This window comes from Blastococcus sp. HT6-4, assembly GCF_039679125.1.
Classification (GTDB): domain Bacteria; phylum Actinomycetota; class Actinomycetes; order Mycobacteriales; family Geodermatophilaceae; genus Blastococcus; species Blastococcus montanus.
The window spans coordinates 1,026,060-1,045,528 of record NZ_CP155551.1 but is presented as its reverse complement, the minus strand read 5'-3'; the positions used below and the strand labels follow the sequence as shown (position 1 = coordinate 1,045,528).

The following is a 19,469-nucleotide window of genomic DNA, read 5'->3' as shown; positions in this document are numbered from 1 at the left end:
CGTGCCAACCCGCGGCTCAGGGCGGGCGGTACGGGCGCGCCGGACGGTCACCGGGACCGGCGGTAGACGGCCACGTCGACCGCCATGGTCACCTGCACGGACGCCGGCAGGCGGTGCAGCGACGCGGCGAGACCGGAGGCGCTGAGGTGCCGTGCGTGCGGCCCCATCCCGACCAGCGTGGCGACGGCGGCGTGGTCCAGGACGAGGGTCTGCCGGTGCGTGCTGGCGCACACGGGCTCCAGGTGCGGCTCCAGCGTGGCGCTCAGCCGCTCGGCCTTGCCGGGGTCGACCCGCAGCAGCCCCAGCGGGCCGACGATCTCCGCGAGGTGCTCGGGACCGGGGGTGACGACGACGAGCTGCCCGTCGGGGCGCAGCACCCGCGCGATCTCGGGCCCGTTGCGCGGCGCGAAGACGACGAGCACCCGGTCGACGGCCGCGTCGAGCACCGGGAGCCTCGCCCAGGTGTCGGCGACCACCGCTACGGCGCGCGGGTGCGCCCGGGCGGCACGCCGCGCGGCGTAGCGGGAGGCGTCCAGCACCACGCCGACCGCGTCCGGCAGGCCATCGAGCAGGCGGGCCAGGTGGTGGCCGGTGCCACCGCCGAGGTCGAGCAGTGCCGCCGGCTCCCCCGGCGCGCACGCGGCCGCGCGCAGCGCCGCCGTGACGGGGTCGTAGTGGCCGGCGGAGAGGAAGGCGACCCGGTCGGCGACCATCTCGGCGGAGTCACCGGTCGCCGGGCGCCGTCCCGGGGGCAGCAGCGTGAGGTGACCCTGCCGGGCACGGTCCACCCGGTGACCGGCAGCGCACGACAGACCGGCGCCGTCGGGGTCGGCAGCCACTGGCCGGTGGCAGACCGGGCAGGCCAGCAGCGCGACGGCACGCGGATCGAGCGGCGGAGCTCCGCTCACCGGCGGGGCGGCACGGCGTGGAAGGTCACGTCGTGCAGCCGTCCGTCGTCGGCGACGGCGGTGACGTAGGTGCCGTGCGGCTGCCGCCGCCGATCGGTGGGCGACCCCGGGTTGAGCAGCCGCAGCCCGGTGGACGCGGTGGTGTCCCACGGGATGTGGCTGTGCCCGAACACCAGGACGTCGGCATCCGGGAAGCGGGCCGCGCAGCGCTCCTCCCGCCCCTTGGCGTCACCCGTCTCGTGCACGACCGCGAAGCGCAGACCCTCGATCTCGGCGCGGGCGATCTCGGGCAGCCGCTCGCGGAGCGCTCCGTGGTCGTTGTTGCCGTACACGGCGACGAGCCGCCGGGAGCGGGTCTCGAACCGGTCGAGCAGGGCGGCGTCGACCCAGTCGCCGGCGTGGACGACGACGTCGGCCTCGGAGATCGCCGTCCACAGGCGATCAGGTAGGTCACGCGCACGCTTCGGCACGTGCGTGTCGGACGTGAACACCAGCGAGACAGGCACGACGACATGGTGCCCCTGCTGGGGCTGCACCACGGCGTCCACGTGGGCGGCCGCGCTGCTGGCGCCGGACCGGGCGGGTCAGACCGGCTCCGCGCCGCTGGGGGACGGCTGCCGGCCGGCGGACGGCGGTGCCGTCGCCATCGCGCGCAACCGCGCGTTGTAGGCCGCGAGCTCCGCATCGCCGGTGCGGTCGGCGGCCCGGTCGAGGGTGCGCGCGCGCCGGTCGTCCGAGCGGGCCCAGGAGAAGAAGACGACGGCCAGCACCAGCACGGTGGGGAGCTCCCCGAAGGCCCACACGATGCCGCCGGCGACGCCCTGGTCGACCATCGGATCGATGCCCCAGCCTTCGGGCGGGGAGGCGAAGGTGTCGACCACCAGGCCTCCGGCCATCATCACCGCGACACCGAAGAACGCGTGGAACGGCACCGGCAGGAACAGCTCCAGCATCCGGCCGAGGTGGCCCACCGACCGGGGCCACGGGTCCTGGTCGACGATCGGGCCGAAGAAGAGCAGGCCCGTGACCACGAAGTGGGCCAGCATGAACTGGTGCCCCGCCGGGTCGGACATCAGCGCGTCGAACAGCGGCGTGAAGTAGATGCCGTAGAGGCTGGCGATGAACAGCGGCACGGTGAACAGCGGGGACGCGACGAACCGGGCGAACCGGCTGTGCAGGGCATCGAGCAGCAGCGCCCGGGGCGTACCGGCGAGGCCCCGGCCCCGCGGCAGCGTGCGCAGAGCGAGGGTCACCGGGGCCGCGAGCAGCAGGAGCAGCGGCGTGATGAGCGACAGCACCATGTGCTGCGTCATGTGGACGCTGAAGATCACCATGCTGTAGCCGTTGAACCAGGTGCCGGTGACCGCGAACAGCGACACGGTGCCGCCGACCCAGGCCGCCGTGCGCCACCACGGCCACGCCACCCCCGAGCTGTGCAGCCGCACGACGGCGGCGAGGTAGACGACCAGGCCCACGATGCTGAGGACGGCGAGGACCGACCAGCCGTCCAGGTGCGGCAGGAACAGCCGCCCCCAGGTCGGCGGCTCGTCCGGGACCCACATGCCCGAGTGGTGCCCGTGCTCCACCGCGATCTCCTCCTGCCGGCCGGTCGTGCCGCTCAACTGTCCCACTCGGCGCGGTGCCGCCGGTGGCCCCGCTCCCGGCAGGAGGGGTCCGGCATCAGTCGTGGACCGGGGCCTCGTGGGCGGCGTGCGCCTCGCCCTCCAGCTGGAACGTGCAGTGCTCCACGTCGAAGTGGTCACCGAGGCAGGAGCAGAGCGCGTCCAGCACGCGTCCACCGTGCCCGGCCGCCAGGGCGTCGTCGGAGACGACGACGTGGGCCGAGAGCACCGGCAGCCCGGAGGTGATCGTCCAGGCGTGCAGGTCGTGCACGCCGCGGACGCCGTCGACGCGCAGGATGTGCGCGCGCACCTCGTCGAGGTCGACCCCGCGCGGAGCCGCCTCCAGGAGGACGTCGAGCGCCTCCCGGAGCAGGTGCCAGGCCCGCGGCACGACGAGGAAGCCGATGAGCACCGAGGCGAGGGTGTCGGCGGGGGTCCAGCCGGTGGTGGCGATGACGACGGCGGCGACGATGACCGCGACCGAGCCCAGCGCGTCGGCCAGCACCTCGAGGTAGGCCCCGCGCACGTTGAGCGACTCGGTCCGCCCGCGGTGCAGCACCGCGAGGCCGACCAGGTTGACCGCCAGGCCGGCGGAGGCGACCACCAGCATGAGCCCGGATCCGACCTCGGTCGGGCTCCCGATCCGGCGCACCGCCTCGACGAGCACGTATCCGGCCACCGCCAGCAGCAGCAGGCCGTTGGCGACGGCGGCCAGGATCTCCGCCCGCGCCCAGCCGAACGTCCGCCGTCCGGCCGCCGGCCGCTGCGCGAGAGTCACGGCGCCGAGCGCCAGCGCGATGCCGGCGGCGTCGGTGGCCATGTGCCCGGCGTCGGCCAGCAGGGCCAGGGAGCCGGACAGGACCGCACCGACGACCTCGGCGACGAGGACAGCGACCGTCAGGCCGAGGACGACGGCGAGCCGGCGGCGCTGCGGGCCGGCTGCGGTCGCCGGTCCGTGCGCGTGACCGTGCCCCATGACCTTCTCCCGCCCCTCTCCCACGACGCCGCGAGTCTCCCCCATGCCCGACGCCCCCGGCCGCAAAGGTCCGGCAGGGGGCGTCGTGGACGGCGGCGCTCAGATCTGGACGCCGCGCTCCCGGAGCCAGGGCAGCGGGTCGACGCGCTCCCCGTCGATGCCGCCGACGTGCACCTCGAAGTGCAGGTGCGGGCCGGTCGACTGCCCCCGGTTGCCCAGCAGGGCGATGGTGTCCCCGGCGCGGACGATCTGGCCCGGCTCGACCAGGATCTCGTCCATGTGCCCGTAGACCGTGACGTCGCCGTTGTCGTGCTGGATGTAGACCACGAGGCCGAAGCCGCTGGCCGGACCGGCCTCGAGCACGACGCCGTCCATCGCCGCGTACTCCGGGGTGCGCATGGGCGCGGCCAGGTCGATGCCGGCGTGCAGCGTGCCCCAGCGCGCGCCGAAGCCGCTGGTGAGCCGGCCGCCCTCGACCGGGAGCACGGCCTTCGGCCGGGCGGCCTCGGCGGCGGCGCGGTCGGCCGCCTCGACGGCGAGGCGGTCGGCCTCGGCCTGCGCGTCCGCGGCAGCGGTCCGCTCGGCGTCCCGGGCGCTGCGGCTGGCCACGAGCTCCTGCAGCCGCGAGGTGTCCTCGTCGTCGACGACATCGGCCGGGGCCGACCCCTCGATCCCCAGCTGCTCGGCCACGCTGACCGAGTGGCTGACCGTCCGGGTCTCGACGGCCGCCGGTTCCGCGGCGGCGCCGCCGATGCTCAGGGCCCCCACCAGGGCGGCGGCGAGGCAGAAGGCCGACCGGCGCCGCGCCGACGGAGGACGCGGGAGGCGCGAGGGGCGGAGCCCGCGGGCCAGGGCCGCGACGACACCGGCCGCGCGGGCCGACTCGTCCTCCGCGCCGGCGGGCCGGCCGGAGGCGACCACCACGGGCGCGACGACGACGGTGGCCGGGGCCGCCGATGCGGGGACGTCCTTGACGACGACGACCGCCCCAGGGGCGTGCGTCGGGCGCTGGACCAGCGCGGTGACATCCGTGACCGGCTCCAGGGCGGCCAGGTCCACGCGGGAGCGCCGGTGGGGCGTCGGCCGGGCCATCCGGGAACGCTCGGCGGCTGCGTCGGCCGCGACCTTGGCTGCGATGGCCCGGACGACGGCGGCGCGCGCGGCGCGGACCGTCGCGGCGGCGGGCGCCGGGGCGGCCTGCCGACGACGCGTGGCCGCCGGCTTCGCCGCGGCGGCGACGGCCGCCTTCCGGGTCGCGGCGGTGGCCACCTTCCGGGTTGCGGCGGTGGCCTTCCGGGTCGCGGCCGTGGCGCTCACGGCCGCGGTCCTCGCCGCCTCGGCGGTCGCCGGGGTGGCCGTGGCGCCGGCCGCCTTGGCCGTGCGGGCAGCCGTGGCCCGGGCGGCGCGCGACCCCGTGGCCGCGGTGCCGCGCGCGGAGTTCCTGGCGGTCGCCCGGGTGGCCGGGTCGACGGTCGCGCGAGCCCTCGTCGAGGGCGTCTTCCCCGGACGCCGCGAGGGAGCGGTGGACGTGGACGTGTCCTCGGCGATCCCGGCCGACACGGCGGCCGGAGCGGGGTCGGCGGCAGCTGCCGGGACGACTGTCCCGGCCGATGCCGCGCCCTCGTCGAGGAGGCGGTCCTGGTGGAGCGAGCTCATGCACCTGACTTCCGTCGGCCGACATTTCCGGTGCCCCCGGGGAGAGGAGCGGGGCCCATGTAAACACGCCGTGATGGGTTCGTGATCTAGGTAACGGGGTAATGAGCAGCAGTTCTGTGAACCGGATCACCACAATGCGCACACTCACTTCAGCGCAGCGTTAGGATTGCTTGACGCATAGTCACGAACACGCGGCGTTTGGTTGAGAGTCACGCGATCCGGCTCACGAAGAGGGTTCAGCCCTTTCCCAACGGCCCGATCGAGGAGATTCCGCATGCGCGCAGTGACCTGGCACGGACGGGGAGACGTCCGGGTGGAGACCGTCCCGGACCCGACGATCCAGGATCCGACGGACGTCGTCGTCGAGATCACGTCGAGCGGCATCTGCGGCTCCGACCTCCACCTCATCGAGGTGATGGCGCCCTTCATGACCACCGGCGACGTCATGGGTCACGAGCCGATGGGCATCGTCCGCGAGGTCGGTGCCGACGTCACCGCCGTCAAGCCCGGCGACCGCGTCGTCGTCCCCTTCAACATCTCCTGCAACACCTGCTGGATGTGCGCGCAGGGGCTGCAGTCGCAGTGCGAGACGACGCAGAACCGCGAGCAGGGCATGGGCGCCTCGCTGTTCGGCTACACGAAGCTCTACGGCCAGGTGCCGGGCGGCCAGGCCGAGTACCTGCGGGTGCCGTTCGGCAACACCCTGCCGATCAAGGTGCCCGACGCCCCGCTCGACGACCGCTACGTCTACCTCTCCGACGTGCTGCCCACCGCCTGGCAGGCCGTCCAGTACGCCGGCATCCCGCAGGGGGGCAGCGTCCTGGTCCTGGGGCTCGGCCCGATCGGCGACATGGCCACCCGCATCGCCAAGCACCTGGGTGCCGGCCAGGTCATCGCCTCCGACGTGGTGCCCGAGCGGCTGGCCCGGGCCCGGCGCAACGGCATCACCGTCATCGACTCGACGAACCAGGCCGACGTCGTCGCCCAGGTTCGCGACCTCACCGACGGGCGCGGGCCCGACGCGGTCATCGACGCCGTCGGCATGGAGGCACACGGGTCCCCTCTGGCGACCATCGCCCAGAAGGCCAGCGCCGTGGTGCCCGACGCGATCATGGAACGGGTCATGACGGTGGCCGGGATCGACCGGCTGGCCGCGCTGAACACCGCGATCGAGGCGGTCCGCCGCGGCGGCACCATCTCGCTGTCCGGCGTCTACGGCGGGGCGACCGATCCGCTGCCGCTGATGCGCATGTTCGACAAGCAGGTCCAGCTGCGGATGGGACAGGCGAACGTCTGGCGGTGGGTCCCCGACATCCTGCCGCTGCTGATCGACGGCGATCCGCTGGGCGTGGACGAGTTCGCCACGCACCGGGTGCCGCTCGAGCAGGCCCCCCAGGCCTACGCCAACTTCCGGGAGAAGAAGGACGGCGCCGTCAAGGTGCTGCTCCAGCCGTGAGCCCGCGGCCGGCCGGTGTGCGACCGCCCGCCGGCCGGCCGCGCATGTCCCGCCGTGGACGGGTACGCCAGCACCCATGACGATCACCACCGCGGAGAAGTCCGGCACCTACCGCCTCGGCGACCGTGAGGTCTTCCGCCTGGGCTACGGGGCCATGCAGCTCACCGGCCCTCATGTCATGGGCCCGCCGGCCGACCGGGACGCCGCCCTCGCCGTCCTCCGGCGGGCGGTCGAGCTGGGGGTCAACCACATCGACACCAGCGACTACTACGGACCGTTCGTCGTCAACGAGCTGATCCGGGAGGCGCTGCATCCCTACCCCGACGACCTCGTCATCGTGACCAAGGTCGGGGCCCGGCGGGACGCGGACGGCGGCTGGCCGGAGGCGCTCGATCCCGCGGACCTGCGCCGCGCCGTGCAGGAGAACATCGACCACCTGGGCGTGGACGCCCTCGAGGTGGTGAACCTGCGGATGCCCGGGTTCGCCGAGCCGGTGCAGCGCTCACTGGCCGAGCCGTTCGAGGCGCTCGCAGCCATGCAGCAGGAGGGCCTCGTCCGGCACCTGGGCGTCAGCAACGCGACCCCGCAGATGTTCGCCGAGGCGCAGGCCATCGCCCCGGTGGTCTGCGTGCAGAACCACTACAACCTCGTGCACCGGCAGGACGATCCGCTGATCGACGCCCTCGCGCGGGAGGGTGTGGCCTACACCCCGTTCTTCCCCCTGGGCGGGTTCACCCCGCTGCAGTCCGCGGCACTGGAGACCGTGGCGCGACGGCTGGAGACCACGCCCATGCAGGTGGCGCTGACCTGGCTGCTCGCCCGGTCCCCCAACGTGCTGCTCATCCCCGGCACGTCGTCGGTGGCCCACCTGGAGGAGAACCTGCAGGCCGCCGCGCGTGTGCTCGGGCCCCTGGAGCTGGAGGAGCTCGACCGCATCGGCGGTACCGGGGAGCCCGTGGTGGACCTGTGACCACCCGCCGGTGTCAGCCCGGGCAGCTCCCCGGGCTGACACCGCGGCCGGCGACCGCCGTGCCACGATGGGGCGCGTGACCCGCCCCACCCCGCAGCGCGACGCGATCCGGACGCTCTTCACCGACCTGGAGGGTTTCCACAGCGCCCAGGACGTGTACGCCCGGCTCCGCGCCGCCGGCGGCCGGGTGGGTCTGTCCACCGTCTACCGCGCGGTGCAGTCACTGGCCGACGACGGCGAGCTCGACTCCATCCGGACCGACACCGGCGAGGCCCTGTACCGGCGCTGCAGCAGCCAGCACCACCACCACCTCGTGTGCCGGTCCTGCGGCCGCACGGTCGAGGTCGCCGGCCCGGCCGTCGAGCGCTGGGCCGACGAGGTGGCCGGCGAGCACGGCTTCGCCGACGTCAGCCACGCCCTCGAGATCTTCGGTACCTGCGCCACCTGCCGCCCGGCGGGCTGACCGTCAGACCCGCCGGGCGGCCGGGCGCACCTCCGGGGTGGCCCGAACCCGGCGACGGCGTCGCGCAGCTCGGCCGGCACGTCGCGCCGCGGATCGTCCGCCGGACCTCCTCGGGCGAGCCACCGGCGCAGCTGCGCGGCTCGTTCGGCCCCCTGCATCCCCGTCAGCCAGACCGCCGGGACGAGCCGCGGCGCCGGGGGCCCCGCTCCGGGGACGCGCTGCTCGCCGTCCTGGCGGCCATCGCCGTGCTCTACGTCCTGCGGCCCGCCGTCTTCGAGGAGCCGGTCGTCCAGGCGTGGTCCACGGTGTTCGTGGCGGTCTGCCTGCAGGCCCTGCCGTTCCTGGTACTGGGCGTGCTGCTGTCTGCCGCGATCAGCACGTTCGTGCCGGCGTCCTTCTTCGCCCGCGCCCTGCCGGGCCGCCCGGCGGCGGCCGTGCCGGTGGCCGGGCTGGCGGGCGCGGTCCTCCCCGGCTGCGAGTGCGCGTCGGTGCCCGTGGCCGGGAGCCTGATCCGGCGCGGCGTCGCACCGGCCGCCGCGCTCGCGTTCCTGCTCTCCGCGCCGGCCATCAACCCGGTCGTGCTGGTGGCCACCGCCGTCGCGTTCCCCGGCCAGCCGGAGATGGTCCTGGCCCGTTTCCTGGCCTCGGTGCTGGTGGCGCTGGTGATGGGCTGGCTGTGGGCGTCCTTCGGCCGGGCAGCCTGGCTCCGGGTCCGCGCGGGCCACGTCGCCGCGCCGGGCGAGAGCCGGGGCGAGTCGTTCCGGGCCGCCGTGCAGCACGACCTGCTGCACGCGGGCGGGTTCCTGGTGGTCGGCGGGCTGACCGCGGCGACGCTCAGCACCGTCGTCCCGCGGGCGTGGCTGGACGCGGTGGCCGGCTCCCCCGTGCTGGCGGTGCTCGTGCTGGCCGCCCTCGCCGTCGTCCTGGCGGTCTGCTCGGAGGCCGACGCGTTCGTCGCGGCGAGCCTCGTCGGGTTCTCCCCCACCGCGCGGCTGGTCTTCCTGGTCGTCGGTCCGGCGGTCGACGTCAAGCTGATCGCCCTGCAGGCCGGCACCTTCGGCCCGCGGTTCGCCGCCCGCTTCGCTCCCGTGACCCTCGTCGTCGCCGTGCTCGCCGCGGTCGGCGTCGGCGCCGTCCTGCTGTGAGGCTCCCGTGGACCGGATGACCCAGCACGGCGTCCTGCTGCTGCTCGGCGCCTACGTCCTGCAGGTGGCGCTCACCGACGCCCACCTCGCCTACGTCCAGGCCGGCTTCCGCCCGTTCCTGCTGATCGCCGCCGTCGTCCTGCTGGGCGTCGCGCTCCTCGGCCTGCTCCGCGCCTGGCGCGCCCGGCAGCGGGACGGCGACGGCGTTCCCGCGCACGAGCACGGGGCACCCCGCGTCTCCTGGCTCCTGGTCCTGCCGGCCGTGGTGCTCGCCCTCGTGGCCCCACCGGCGCTGGGCTCGTTCACCGTCGCCCGGCAGACCCAGCCCGCGCAGCTCACCGCCGACACCCTCGCCGCACCGGCCCTGGGCCCGGACGACCCGGGCCGGGACCACCGGACCGTCCCCGTCATGACGTACCGCCTGGCCGCGCTGGCCCCGGACGCCTCGACGCTCGAGGGCCGGCGGATCCGGCTGACCGGCTTCGTCACCCCGCGGGAGGGCGGCGGCTGGTACGTCAGCCGGATCGCCATCGCCTGCTGCGCCGCCGACGCCGTCGGCATCACCGTCGTGGTCGACGGCGAGCGGGGCGGCCTCGCCGCCGACCAGTGGGTCGAGGTGATCGGCACCTGGGCCCCGCCCGTGCGGCATCCCGCCGGCGACTACCCCGAGGCGGTCATCGACCCGGTGTCGGTCCGGCCGATCGAGCCGCCCGCGGACACCTACGAGGACTGATCGAGGCCCCGGTCGTCGGGGTGACGGGCGATCAGGCCCGCAGGGCGTCGGACAGCGCGCGCAGCTGGCTCAACTGCCAGTCGATGAACGAGGACGCGCCGTCGGGCGCCGACTCGGTGACCTCGACGACCGGAATTCCACCGTCCTCGGCGGCGGCACGCAACTGCTCGGGCACCCCGCCCTCGGTCTGCGTGTTGTAGATCAGCACGTCGACCTCGCCGGCCGACAGCGCGGCCTCGAACGCGGCCAGATCACCGGGAGCCGGCTCCCCCTCGTTGCTGGCGGACTCCCGGTATCCCTCCGGGGTGACATCGGTCAGCCCGATCGCCTCGGCCATGTACTCGAACACCGACTCGGTCGCCGCGTACGTACGCCCCTCGGCGGTGGTCCGGAGCGACTCGATCTCGGCGAGGTAGGGAGCGAGCTCCTCCTCCCAGGCGGCGGCCCGCTCAGCGAAGTAGTCCGCCGCATCCGGCGAGAGCTCGCTCAGCTCGGCGGTGACCGCCTCGGCGGCCTGCTGCACGTACTCCGGCGAATACCAGATGTGCGGGTTGACCCCGCCGTGGCCGTGCCCCTCCTCCTCCGCGTGCTCGCCCTCCCCGGCGTGCTCGGCTTCCTCCTCCGCGTGCTCGGCCTCCTCGGCGTGCTCGGCCTCCCCGGCGTGCTCGGCCTCCCCGAGGCCCACGACCTCCGCGAGGTCGAGCACCACCGGCGCAGCATCCACGCCCGTCGCGGCGTCCTCGGCCCAGTGGTCGTAGTCGGCGCCGTTGAGGACGACCAGCTCGGCCTCCTGGAAGGCCGCGATGTCGCCGGTGGTCGGCTCGAAGTCGTGCGGGTCGACGGCGGTCGAGCTGATCACGGTGGTCACCGAGGCGCAGTCACCGCCGAGGGTCTCCACCACGTCGCCCCACTGCCCCACCGAGACCACCACGTCGACGACCTCGCCCGGGCAGGCGTCGGCGTCGCCCGCACTGGTCGTCGGACCGCCCGCGTCGCCGCCTCCGCAGGCGGCGAGGACGAGGGTGACGGCCCCGGCGAGGGCCAGGGCGGCGGAACGGGGGCGGCGGCGCATCGGGGTCTCCAGGCGGTATTGGTAATGATTCCCAGTTGCATGATGCCTCACCGCCGGTCGCGCGCCGACACCGACCCCGCGCCCGCCGGGGAGGCCTGCTGAGCAGCTCCGCCGACCGGCGCCGACGACACCCGCGGGCACCCCGTCGTCGGCCGGCGAGGTGGGTGGGGCGCGTGGTGAGCCGATGATCATGTCGGCGGCGAGGTCCGGGCTGCCGGGCGGCGCGCCACATACGGTCCCGATCCGTATCCGACCGCCCTCCCGAGGAGCCGTACGTGTCCCACCCCGCCCAGGCGCCGCACCAGCCGTACGGCCCGCCACCCCCCTACTTCCCGCCGCCCAGGAAGGGCGCCGGCCTCGCCATCGCGTCGATGGTCCTGGGCATCATCGCGCTGCTGCTGAGCTGGCTGCCGTTCATCAACATCGCCGCCGCCGTCCTCGCAGTGATCGGCCTCGGCCTGGGCATCCCGGCCCTGCTCCGCGCCCGTCGCGGGACCCACGGCGGCATGGGCATGGCGATCAGCGGCCTGGGCACGTCCACGATCGCCATCCTGGTGGTGATCGCCACGGCGGCCTTCTACTCGGAGGTCATCGAGGAGGTCGAGCGCAGCATCGACGAGGGCATGGACCAGGCGACCTCCTCCCCCGGCTCCGGGGCACCCGCCGACCCGGCGCCGGGGGCGCCGGCCACGGCACCCGTCGCCTGGGGCGTGCCGGCGCAGGTCGGCGACTACCAGGTCACGGTGGACGCGGTCACCCTGGACGCCGACGCCGTGGTGGCCGGCGCGAACCAGTTCAACGAGCCGCCGACCGGCCAGTACGTCCTCACCCAGCTCACGGTGACCTACACCGGCGACGCCGAGGGCACGCCGGGGTGGGACCTGAGCGCCGTGTTCCACGGCACGGACAACCGGCAGTACAGCGACAGCGACTGCTCGGCCGTCCTGCCGGACGACGCCATGGAGGCGCCGACCCTCAACCCCGGCGGCACCGACACCTTCCAGTTCTGCATGGACGTGCCCCCGGCCGCCCTCGCCGGTGGCCGGCTCTCGGTCGAGCCGACGATGAGCTTCGACTCCGACGACCGGGTGTTCTACGCGATCCAGTAAGGCGCCCGACCCGACAGCGCGGCCGGCCGGCCACCCCCGATGGTGGCCGGCCGGTCGCGTCAGCGGGCGCGGGCCACCCGCGCCTCGTCGAACACCGGATCGGCCGACTCGTACACCCGGCCGTCCGCCCCGAACACGACGAAGCGGTCGAAGGAGCGCGCGAACCAGCGGTCGTGGGTGACGGCCAGCACGGTGCCCTCGAAGGCGGCCAGCGCCTCCTCCAGCGCCTCGGCGGAGAGGACGTCGAGGTTGTCCGTCGGCTCGTCGAGGAGCAGCAGGGTGGCGCCCGACAGCTCCAGCAGCAGGATCTGGAACCGCGCCTGCTGACCGCCCGACAGGGTCCGGAACAGCTGGTCGGCGGAGTCGGTCAGCCCGTAGCGCCGCAGCGCCGCCATGGCCCGGCCGCGGTCGACGCCCTGCCGTCCGCCACGCCCGGCCCCGCCCGGCTCACCGTGCCAGAGCAGGTCGACCGGCGTCCGGTCCTGCCACTCCGGATGCGCATGGGTCTGGGCGAAGAAGCCGGGGACGACGCGCGCACCGAGCCGCCACCTCCCGGTGTGCGCGACGTCCTGGCCGGCCAGCAGACGGAGGAAGTGCGACTGCCCGCCCCGTTGGCGCCCAGGACGCCGACCCGGTCGCTGTACCAGACCTCCAGGTCGAACGGCCGCATCAGCCCGGTCAGCTCCAGCTGCTCGGCCATGACCGCCCGCACGCCGGTGCGCCCGCCACGGAGCCGCATCGAGACCTTCTGCTCGGGTGGTCGCTCCGGGGGCGGTCCGGCGGCCTCGAACTTCGCCAGCCGGGTCTGCATCGCGTGGTAGCGGTTGGCCATGTCGGGCGAGTTGGCCGCCTGCTGCTGCAGGGTGCGGACCAGGTCGACCAGGCGCTGGTGCTCCTCGTCCCAGCGCCGGCGCAGCTCGGCCAGCCGCTCGTGGCGGGCCGTGCGTGCCTCGGGGTAGCTCGCGAACCCGCCGCCGTGCACCCACGCCGTCCCGCCCTCCACGGTGATCACCCGGTCGGCGACCCGGGCGAGCAGCTCCCGGTCGTGGCTGACGAACAGGACGGTCTTGCGGGTCTGCAGCAGCCGCTCCTCCAACCAGCGCTTCCCTGGGACGTCCAGGTAGTTGTCCGGCTCGTCGAGCAGCAGGACCTGGTCGGGCCCCCGCAGCAGCGCCTCGAGGGCCAGTCGCTTCTGCTCACCGCCGGAGAGGGTGGACAGCTCGCGGTACTTGCAGCGGTCGTAGGGCACCCCGAGCGCCGCCACCGTCACCGTGTCCCAGGTGACCTCGGCGTCGTAGCCGCCGGCGTCGCCCCACTGCGCCAGCGCATCGGCGTAGGGCATCTGCCTGCGCTCGTCGTCGGTCTCCATGAGCGCCAGCTCGGCGGCCTCCACCGCCTCCCACGCCGTCCTGACCGCCGGTGGCGACAGGTCGACCAGCAGCCGCTGCACCGTCGTGTCGTCGCGGACCGGGCCGATGAACTGCCGCATGACGCCCAGGCCGCCGGTACGCGCCACCGACCCCGCCTCGGGGACCAGGTCGCCGGAGACGATCCGCAGCAGCGTCGTCTTCCCGGCGCCGTTCTCGCCGACCAGGGCGGCGCGGGCTCCCTCGCCCACCCGGAAGGACACGTCGCCGAGCAGCACGCGACCGTCGGGAAGGGTGTGCCGCACCCCGGTCACGTCGACGTAGCCCATGCACCCATCCTGCCGGGCCCGGCAACCGGCCCGGCTCCCTCAGGCGACGTTCCGGTCCAGCCGGTGACGCGCCAGGCGCTCGACGAGTTCCGGCAGCGCGCCGTCGGGCGATCCGCGCAGCTCCTCCCGGCACGTACGCACGACGTGCACGATCGGAGCGGCGCCGAGCTCGGGGAACTCCTGCCTGAGCCGGACGATCGCGGAACGGACTGCCGGATCGTGGACGGTGGGCGCGGCTGTCGGCGTCACGGACGGTCCTCCGGGCGCGTGCCGCCTGGGCGGCGTGGACATTCCCCCTGCTCGGCCCACCGGGAACCGGACCGGCGCGGAACCAACGGTGGCACCCCGGGGGCGTCGAGGGCCAGGGACCAAGGTCCCCGCCTCGGGAGGGGCGGCGTGGCGACGTCCGCCACGCCGGCCGTCGGTCACCCGACGTGGACCCTCAGGACAAGGCGATGGACAGCACCGTCGCGCCGGCCGCCAGGACCATCGCGAGCACCACCAGCGCGGCGACCAGCCGCCGCCGACGCGCGGCATCGGGATCGCCGGCCCCACCCATCCCCATCACGGCCGCGACGCTACGCCGTCCGAGCCGCCCGGCCCGGTCGCCGCCCCCAGAGAAGGGTGTCCACGGCGGTGCCGGCGGCCGTCCTGCGGCGGACCTGCTCGAGCCGGTCGACGTCGAGCAGCCGTGCGACCGGCGCCAGGCGGCCGACGCTGTGGAGGATGTCCGGGTCCTGGGGCCCGCCGACGCCCTCGGTCAGGTTCGCGAGGTCGTGGCCGAGGACCAGCAGCCGGCCGCCCGGGCGCAGCCAGTCCACCGCCCGGGCCAGCAGCCCGGCCGTCTCCGCCGCGGGCAGGTGCAGGTAGGCGACGAGGACGAGATCCAGCGACGCGGGCGCCGCCGCCCAGGTACGCACGTCCGCGGTCACCCAGGCGACCCGGTCCGCCCCCGGACGGGACCGGCCCCGGTCCAGGCCGACGCCGGAGAAGTCGACGGCGGTCACCCGCCACCCCCGGCCGGCCAGCCAGAGCGCATGGCGGCCCTCCCCGGCCGCGAGGTCGACGGCGGAGCCCGCCGCCACGTCCGTGAGCAGGTCCCCGACCAGCGCGTTGGGCCCGTCGGACCACTGCGCCCGCTCGGCGTACCGCCGGTCCCAGTCCTCGGCCCGCATGCCGGCAGTCTCCCAGGCGGAGTCGCCCGCAGCGGCCGCGCGCGGTAAGGCTTGTGCGTGGTCGCCGTCGTCTCCCTCGTCGTCATCGTCACGATCGGCCTGCTCGTCACCCGGATCGCGACCGTCGCGCTGACGATGACCGGCATGTCGCTCGAGCACGCCCGGTTCCAGGCGCGCTCGGCGTTCACGGGCACCGGGTTCACCACGTCGGAGGCCGAGGCGGTGGTCTCGCACCCGGTGCGGCGGCGGATCGTGATGGTGCTGATGCTGGTCAGCGGCGCGGGGGCGGTGTCGGTGCTCGGCACGCTGATCCTGAGCTATGCGGGGGTGGACTCCACCGGCGGCGGGCTGCGCCGCACCGTCGTGATCATCGGCTCCATGGCGGGGCTGCTCTGGCTCGCCAAGAACGACCGCGTCGACCGGCTGCTGCGCCGGGTCATCGAGCGCGTGCTGAGCCGGGTCGCCGATCTGGACGTCCGCGACTACGCCGCCCTCCTCCACCTGCGCGGCCGCTGGCGGGTGGTGCAGCTGCCGGTGAAGGACGACGACTGGATCACCTCGCGGCCGCTCGGCCTGCTGCGCCTGCCCGAGGAGGGCGTCGCCGTGCTGGGCGTGGAGCGGGACGACGGCTGGATCGGCGCGCCGAGCGAGGACCTGCGGCTGCGCGCCGGGGACGTGGTGACCCTCTACGGCCGGCAGGCGATCCTCGACGACATCACCGACCGGTTGCACGGCGACGAGGGCGAGGAGGCCAGCGAGCGGTCGCGCGCCTGGCACGCGGCCACCCCACCGGTGGAGGTCGTCCAGCGGCGACGCCGGTAGCCACGCGCACCAGGCCCCGATCGATCGTACCCACCTGCCACCGTGAGCCCATGACGACGCTGCACGACGTCGCCCTGATGCGGCTGGTGGCCCAGCGGCTCGCGGGGCCACCGGCCGCGGACGTCGCGGAGGCGGTACGCCGGCTCGCCGCGGCCCAGGGCCAGGACCTCCCCGGCGCCGTGACGTCGGTGGCCCTGCGCACCCCGGGACGGCGGCGCGCGGAGGTGCTGGCCGCGCTCGACGCGGGCACCGTCGTCCGGTCGTGGCCGATGCGCGGGACGCTGCACCTCGTCCCGGCCGAGGACCTGCCCTGGCTGCTGGAGCTGCTCGGGCCCCGCGCCCTGGCCGGGCTCGCCGGCCGGCGCGCGAGCCTGGGCCTCACCGAGGCCGATGCCGAGCGGGCCCGCGACCTCGCCGTCGGCGCGCTGTCCGGTGGCCGGCGGCTCCGGCGCGCCGCGCTGCTCTCCGCCATCGGCGACGGTGGCGTGGACACCACCGGCCAGCGCGGCTACCACCTGCTGTGGTTCCTGGCGCAGACCGGAACGCTCTGCCTCGGCCCGACCGACGACGGCGAGCAATTGTTCGTGCTCCTCGACGAGTGGGTGCGCGAGCCCCGCCGGCTGTCGGGGGGTGAGGCACTGGCGGAGCTGGCGCTGCGGTACTTCCGCGGCCACGGCCCGGCCACCGTCCACGATCTCGTCCGCTGGGCGGGCAGCACGGTGCGGGACGTGCGCGCCGGGCTCGCCGCCGTGCGGCACCAGCTCGCGTGCCTCCGCGTCGGCGACACCGAGTTCTTCCTCGACCCCGACACCGTCGAGCGCTGCGCCGCGCACCGCGAGCAGGCGCGGGAGCCGCTGCTGCTGCCCGGGTTCGACGAGTTCGTCCTCGGCTACGGCGACCGCGGGGCGATCCTCGACCCGGCCTTCGCCCACCGGATCGTCCCGGGGCGCAACGGCGTCTTCCGGCCCACGGTGGTCGTCGACGGCCGCATCGCCGGCACCTGGCGGTGGAGCGGGCGAGGCAGCGCGCGCGCCGTCGTCGCCGAGCCGTTCACCGGCTGGGGACCGGACGTCGCCGCGGCGATCCCCCGCCTCGCCGCGGCCCTGCCCTGAGCCGGCTCAGCCGCGCGGCTCGACGAGGAAGACGGGGATCTGCCGGTCGGTCTTCTGCTGGTACTCGGCGTAGGCGGGGTAGACGGCGACGGCGCGCTCCCACCACTGGTCGCGCTCGGCGCCGGTGATCTCGCGGGCGACGCCGTCCCGCGGCTCGGGACCGTCCTGGACGGTGACCTGATCGGGGTGGGCACGCAGGTTGGCCACCCAGGCCGGGTCGGTCGGTGCCCCGCCCTGGGAGCCGACCATCGCGTAGACCCCGTCGTGCTCCACCCTCATCAGCGGCTGCTTGCGCACCTTGCCGCTCTTGGCACCCCGGGTGCTGAAGACGACCACCGGCAGGCCGGTGTCCCGGAGCGTGTTCGCCTCGCGGCCACCGGTGGCCTCGTAGCGCTCGACCTGGTCGCGGACCCACTTCTGCGGGCTCGGCTCGTACTCCCCCTGCAGCGGCATGCACCCGAATCTATGAGACACGGGTCGGCCCGGCACGCCGGTCCGAGTCGCGGCCGGACCGGGCCGGTGGCACGGTTCCGACGGCCGGACCGACAGGTGGCCCACGGGCTGCGACTTCGCCACCGACGACCTGGGACGAGATGACCGACCACCTCACCGTGACACGGGACGGGCACGTCGCCGTCCTCACCATCGACCGTCCCGACAAGCGCAACGCCATGACCGTCGGCATGTGGGCCGCGCTGCCGGAGGTGCTGGCGCCGCTGGCCGACGACCCCGGGGTCCGGGTGCTGCTGGTCACCGGCGCCGGTCCCAGCTTCTGCGCCGGCGCCGACATCTCCGACCTGCTCGACGGCGACGACCCCGGCGACCCGATGGCCGACGTGCGCCGGCACAACCTGGCCGCGCAGGCGGCGCTGCGGAATTTCCCCGCTCCGACCGTGGCCGTGATCCGCGGGCACTGCATCGGCGGCGGCGTCGAGCTCGCGACCTGCTGCGACCTGCGGTTCGCCGATCCGACGGCGGTCTTCGGCGTCACGCCCGCGAAGGTCGGCATCGTCTACACCCCGTCGTCCACGAAGGCGCTGCTCGACCTCGTCGGCCCGGCGACGACCAAGTACCTCCTCTACAGCGGTGAGCTCGTCGACGCACCGACCGCGCTGCGGACCGGCCTCGTGGACCGGCTCGTGGACGCCGACGGGCTGGACACCGAGGCGCGCCGTTTCGCCGACGTCCTGGCCTCCCGGTCCGCGCTCACCCAGCGGTCCACCAAGGAGACCGTCGCCGCGCTGACCGACGGCGGGGACGGCGAGGCCCTCGCCGCCGCCCGGTACCGCGAGACGATCGCCGCCGGCGAGCTCGCCGAGGGCGTCGCGGCCTTCGCCGAGCGTCGTCCCCCGCGGTTCCCGTGGCGCGGCTGATCTCCGGTTTCACCGGCCCCCTCCCCGGGGTACCCCTCCCGCTGCGCGGAACGGTGCTCTGACGAGCGGCAACGGGACGGCGCAGCGCGTGACGCTGCTCTCCCCTGCCCCCCCGGTCCCGCCCCCGAGACGCATGGACGCGCCGGGTGGACCCCCAGCAGCTCCCCGCCCGACACAGCGGCGCTCACCCACCGTTGTCGTGGCCCTCCGGCCGACGAAGCAGCCGTCCGGATGGTTGTCGCAACAGCGTCGGGGTAGCGCCTCCACCGACCACGAAGCACGCCGAGGAGGACCGATGACTCACTCCATCGATGCCCCGTTCCCACCGGTTCCGGCCACGACGGGCACCACCGACGACAACTCGTCGACCAAGGACGCCGCCAAGGGCGAGGCCAAGCACACCAAGGACGTCGCCAAGGGCGAGGCCCAGCAGACCAAGGACGTCGCCAAGGGCGAGGCCAAGCAGACCAAGGACGTCGCCGCGAACGAGGCCCGCAACGTCGGGCACACCGCTGCGCAGGCCGGTAGCCAGGTCGCCGCGACCGCCGCCGACCAGGCCAAGGAGGTCGCGCACGAGACGCAGCGGCAGGCCATGGACCTCCTGGACCAGGGCCGTTCGCAGCTCAAGGAGCAGGCCGTCTCGCAGCAGCACAAGGCGGCCGAGGGCCTGAACTCCCTGGCCCAGCAGATGCGCGGGCTGGCCGACGGCAGCAGCGAGGGCGCCCCCGGCCCCGTCCGCGACGTGCTCCAGCAGGCGTCGGGTTCGGTCGAGAACTTCGCCTCGATGCTCCAGAACAAGGAGCCCGCCGAGCTGCTCGACGAGGTGCGCCGCTTCGCCCGCCGCAAGCCCGGCATGTTCCTGCTCGGTGCCGCCGTCGCCGGTATCGCGGCCGGCCGGCTCACGAGCGGCGCCAAGGCTGCGCACAGCGACTCCGGGTCGCAGTCCGGGAGCGCGTCGCAGTCCCGCGGCGACCAGCGCGGCAGCCAGAACTTCGTCGACGCGGCGCCGACCTACTCCGACTACTCCAGCGCCACGACCGGCGCCGGCGTCGGAGCCGGTACGGCCGCTCCGCTACCCCCGCCGCCGTACGGGACCGTGCCGCCCGCCGGCACCGCGGTTCCCCCCAACGCGGCCGCGGGCTGGGACGACCCGACCCGCCGCCCCGGCGAGGTGCGCTGAC

At 74.9% G+C, this 19,469-nt stretch carries 23 protein-coding genes; 11 read left to right on the top strand and 12 right to left on the bottom strand.

The window, feature by feature from the left end; genetic code table 11:
• Positions 1–47: 47 nt before the first annotated feature.
• The 5 genes from ABDB74_RS05120 to ABDB74_RS05100 all read right to left on the bottom strand — a co-directional run bounded on the left by ABDB74_RS05120 (position 48) and on the right by ABDB74_RS05100 (position 4,598).
• Positions 48–908, bottom strand: coding sequence for a putative RNA methyltransferase (locus ABDB74_RS05120; protein WP_346622264.1), 861 nt, complete (start codon positions 906–908; stop codon positions 48–50).
• The gene (locus tag ABDB74_RS05115) at positions 905–1,414 is read right to left on the bottom strand and encodes a metallophosphoesterase (RefSeq protein ID WP_346622263.1); all 510 of its coding nucleotides are present in this window, start codon (positions 1,412–1,414) and stop codon (positions 905–907) included. Before ABDB74_RS05115 ends, ABDB74_RS05120 begins: the two co-directional genes overlap by 4 nt.
• A 78-nt stretch (positions 1,415–1,492) precedes the next feature.
• Complete coding sequence (locus tag ABDB74_RS05110; protein ID WP_346622262.1) at positions 1,493–2,530, bottom strand: cytochrome c oxidase assembly protein; 1,038 nt, start codon at positions 2,528–2,530, stop codon at positions 1,493–1,495.
• Positions 2,531–2,588: 58 nt separating this feature from the next.
• Positions 2,589–3,551, bottom strand: a complete 963-nt coding sequence (locus ABDB74_RS05105; protein WP_346622260.1) for a cation diffusion facilitator family transporter — start codon at positions 3,549–3,551, stop codon at positions 2,589–2,591.
• Positions 3,552–3,605: 54 nt separating this feature from the next.
• On the bottom strand, positions 3,606–4,598 hold the full coding sequence (locus ABDB74_RS05100; protein WP_346622259.1) for a M23 family metallopeptidase: 993 nt from the start codon (positions 4,596–4,598) through the stop codon (positions 3,606–3,608).
• Positions 4,599–4,641: 43 nt separating this feature from the next.
• On the opposite strand from ABDB74_RS05100, the gene ABDB74_RS05095 reads away from it, so the two are divergent.
• The 6 genes from ABDB74_RS05095 to ABDB74_RS05070 all read left to right on the top strand — a co-directional run bounded on the left by ABDB74_RS05095 (position 4,642) and on the right by ABDB74_RS05070 (position 9,929).
• Entirely contained in the window at positions 4,642–5,247 is a 606-nt protein-coding gene (locus ABDB74_RS05095; RefSeq protein ID WP_346622257.1) for a hypothetical protein, read from the top strand.
• Positions 5,248–5,436: 189 nt separating this feature from the next.
• On the top strand, positions 5,437–6,618 hold the full coding sequence (locus tag ABDB74_RS05090) for a zinc-dependent alcohol dehydrogenase (protein ID WP_346622255.1): 1,182 nt from the start codon (positions 5,437–5,439) through the stop codon (positions 6,616–6,618).
• A 76-nt stretch (positions 6,619–6,694) separates the two neighbouring features.
• The gene (locus ABDB74_RS05085; RefSeq protein WP_346622253.1) at positions 6,695–7,588 is read left to right on the top strand and encodes an oxidoreductase; all 894 of its coding nucleotides are present in this window, start codon (positions 6,695–6,697) and stop codon (positions 7,586–7,588) included.
• A gap of 67 nt (positions 7,589–7,655) precedes the next feature.
• On the top strand, positions 7,656–8,051 hold the full coding sequence (locus tag ABDB74_RS05080) for a transcriptional repressor (protein ID WP_346622252.1): 396 nt from the start codon (positions 7,656–7,658) through the stop codon (positions 8,049–8,051).
• Positions 8,052–8,296: 245 nt separating this feature from the next.
• On the top strand, positions 8,297–9,196 hold the full coding sequence (locus ABDB74_RS05075) for a permease (RefSeq protein WP_346622251.1): 900 nt from the start codon (positions 8,297–8,299) through the stop codon (positions 9,194–9,196).
• A gap of 16 nt (positions 9,197–9,212) precedes the next feature.
• The gene (locus ABDB74_RS05070) at positions 9,213–9,929 is read left to right on the top strand and encodes a TIGR03943 family putative permease subunit (RefSeq protein WP_346622249.1); all 717 of its coding nucleotides are present in this window, start codon (positions 9,213–9,215) and stop codon (positions 9,927–9,929) included.
• Positions 9,930–9,960: 31 nt separating this feature from the next.
• Here ABDB74_RS05070 and ABDB74_RS05065 read toward each other — a convergent pair whose 3' ends face one another.
• The gene (locus tag ABDB74_RS05065) at positions 9,961–11,001 is read right to left on the bottom strand and encodes a metal ABC transporter solute-binding protein, Zn/Mn family (RefSeq protein WP_346622248.1); all 1,041 of its coding nucleotides are present in this window, start codon (positions 10,999–11,001) and stop codon (positions 9,961–9,963) included.
• Positions 11,002–11,276: 275 nt separating this feature from the next.
• Here ABDB74_RS05065 and ABDB74_RS05060 point away from each other — a divergent pair, with 275 nt between their 5' ends.
• The gene (locus ABDB74_RS05060) at positions 11,277–12,110 is read left to right on the top strand and encodes a DUF4190 domain-containing protein (protein WP_346622247.1); all 834 of its coding nucleotides are present in this window, start codon (positions 11,277–11,279) and stop codon (positions 12,108–12,110) included.
• A 59-nt stretch (positions 12,111–12,169) separates the two neighbouring features.
• Here ABDB74_RS05060 and ABDB74_RS05055 read toward each other — a convergent pair whose 3' ends face one another.
• From ABDB74_RS05055 to ABDB74_RS05035, 5 genes are all read right to left on the bottom strand, one after another.
• Entirely contained in the window at positions 12,170–12,505 is a 336-nt protein-coding gene (locus ABDB74_RS05055) for an ATP-binding cassette domain-containing protein (RefSeq protein WP_346622245.1), read from the bottom strand.
• Positions 12,478–13,806, bottom strand: coding sequence for an ATP-binding cassette domain-containing protein (locus ABDB74_RS05050; protein ID WP_346622243.1), 1,329 nt, complete (start codon positions 13,804–13,806; stop codon positions 12,478–12,480). The genes ABDB74_RS05055 and ABDB74_RS05050 overlap by 28 nt, the downstream gene beginning before the upstream one ends.
• A gap of 39 nt (positions 13,807–13,845) precedes the next feature.
• Complete coding sequence (locus ABDB74_RS05045; RefSeq protein WP_346622242.1) at positions 13,846–14,055, bottom strand: hypothetical protein; 210 nt, start codon at positions 14,053–14,055, stop codon at positions 13,846–13,848.
• Between the two features lie 193 nt (positions 14,056–14,248).
• Positions 14,249–14,374, bottom strand: a complete 126-nt coding sequence (locus ABDB74_RS05040; RefSeq protein ID WP_346622240.1) for a hypothetical protein — start codon at positions 14,372–14,374, stop codon at positions 14,249–14,251.
• Between the two features lie 10 nt (positions 14,375–14,384).
• Entirely contained in the window at positions 14,385–14,981 is a 597-nt protein-coding gene (locus tag ABDB74_RS05035) for a class I SAM-dependent methyltransferase (protein ID WP_346622238.1), read from the bottom strand.
• A 57-nt stretch (positions 14,982–15,038) separates the two neighbouring features.
• Here ABDB74_RS05035 and ABDB74_RS05030 point away from each other — a divergent pair, with 57 nt between their 5' ends.
• Both ABDB74_RS05030 and ABDB74_RS05025 read left to right on the top strand, forming a co-directional pair.
• Positions 15,039–15,803 (top strand): TrkA C-terminal domain-containing protein, encoded by a 765-nt coding sequence (locus ABDB74_RS05030; protein WP_346622236.1) that lies wholly within the window; start codon positions 15,039–15,041, stop codon positions 15,801–15,803.
• A gap of 50 nt (positions 15,804–15,853) precedes the next feature.
• Entirely contained in the window at positions 15,854–16,915 is a 1,062-nt protein-coding gene (locus ABDB74_RS05025) for a winged helix DNA-binding domain-containing protein (RefSeq protein WP_346622234.1), read from the top strand.
• A gap of 6 nt (positions 16,916–16,921) precedes the next feature.
• On the opposite strand, the gene ABDB74_RS05020 is transcribed toward ABDB74_RS05025, so the two are convergent.
• Entirely contained in the window at positions 16,922–17,368 is a 447-nt protein-coding gene (locus ABDB74_RS05020; protein WP_346622233.1) for a nitroreductase family deazaflavin-dependent oxidoreductase, read from the bottom strand.
• A 140-nt stretch (positions 17,369–17,508) separates the two neighbouring features.
• On the opposite strand from ABDB74_RS05020, the gene ABDB74_RS05015 reads away from it, so the two are divergent.
• Both ABDB74_RS05015 and ABDB74_RS05010 read left to right on the top strand, forming a co-directional pair.
• Positions 17,509–18,288, top strand: coding sequence for an enoyl-CoA hydratase-related protein (locus ABDB74_RS05015; RefSeq protein ID WP_346622231.1), 780 nt, complete (start codon positions 17,509–17,511; stop codon positions 18,286–18,288).
• 295 nt (positions 18,289–18,583) lie between these two features.
• A complete protein-coding gene (locus ABDB74_RS05010) occupies positions 18,584–19,468 on the top strand; it encodes a hypothetical protein (protein WP_346622229.1) in 885 nt (294 codons plus the stop codon).
• Position 19,469 lies beyond the last annotated feature (1 nt).

Coding starts and splice junctions, on each gene's coding strand:
- ABDB74_RS05105 (WP_346622260.1), bottom strand. CDS start 3,551: ATGGGGGAGACTCGCGGCGTCGTGGGAGAGGGGCGGGAGAAGGTCATG.
- ABDB74_RS05100 (WP_346622259.1), bottom strand. CDS start 4,598: ATGGCCCGGCCGACGCCCCACCGGCGCTCCCGCGTGGACCTGGCCGCC.
- ABDB74_RS05095 (WP_346622257.1), top strand. CDS start 4,642: ATGGCCCGGACGACGGCGGCGCGCGCGGCGCGGACCGTCGCGGCGGCG.
- ABDB74_RS05090 (WP_346622255.1), top strand. CDS start 5,437: ATGCGCGCAGTGACCTGGCACGGACGGGGAGACGTCCGGGTGGAGACC.
- ABDB74_RS05085 (WP_346622253.1), top strand. CDS start 6,695: ATGACGATCACCACCGCGGAGAAGTCCGGCACCTACCGCCTCGGCGAC.
- ABDB74_RS05080 (WP_346622252.1), top strand. CDS start 7,656: ATGGGGCGCGTGACCCGCCCCACCCCGCAGCGCGACGCGATCCGGACG.
- ABDB74_RS05070 (WP_346622249.1), top strand. CDS start 9,213: ATGACCCAGCACGGCGTCCTGCTGCTGCTCGGCGCCTACGTCCTGCAG.
- ABDB74_RS05065 (WP_346622248.1), bottom strand. CDS start 11,001: ATGCGCCGCCGCCCCCGTTCCGCCGCCCTGGCCCTCGCCGGGGCCGTC.
- ABDB74_RS05055 (WP_346622245.1), bottom strand. CDS start 12,505: ATGGCGGCGCTGCGGCGCTACGGGCTGACCGACTCCGCCGACCAGCTG.
- ABDB74_RS05050 (WP_346622243.1), bottom strand. CDS start 13,806: ATGGGCTACGTCGACGTGACCGGGGTGCGGCACACCCTTCCCGACGGT.
- ABDB74_RS05035 (WP_346622238.1), bottom strand. CDS start 14,981: ATGCGGGCCGAGGACTGGGACCGGCGGTACGCCGAGCGGGCGCAGTGG.
- ABDB74_RS05025 (WP_346622234.1), top strand. CDS start 15,854: ATGACGACGCTGCACGACGTCGCCCTGATGCGGCTGGTGGCCCAGCGG.
- ABDB74_RS05020 (WP_346622233.1), bottom strand. CDS start 17,368: ATGCCGCTGCAGGGGGAGTACGAGCCGAGCCCGCAGAAGTGGGTCCGC.
- ABDB74_RS05015 (WP_346622231.1), top strand. CDS start 17,509: ATGACCGACCACCTCACCGTGACACGGGACGGGCACGTCGCCGTCCTC.
- ABDB74_RS05010 (WP_346622229.1), top strand. CDS start 18,584: ATGACTCACTCCATCGATGCCCCGTTCCCACCGGTTCCGGCCACGACG.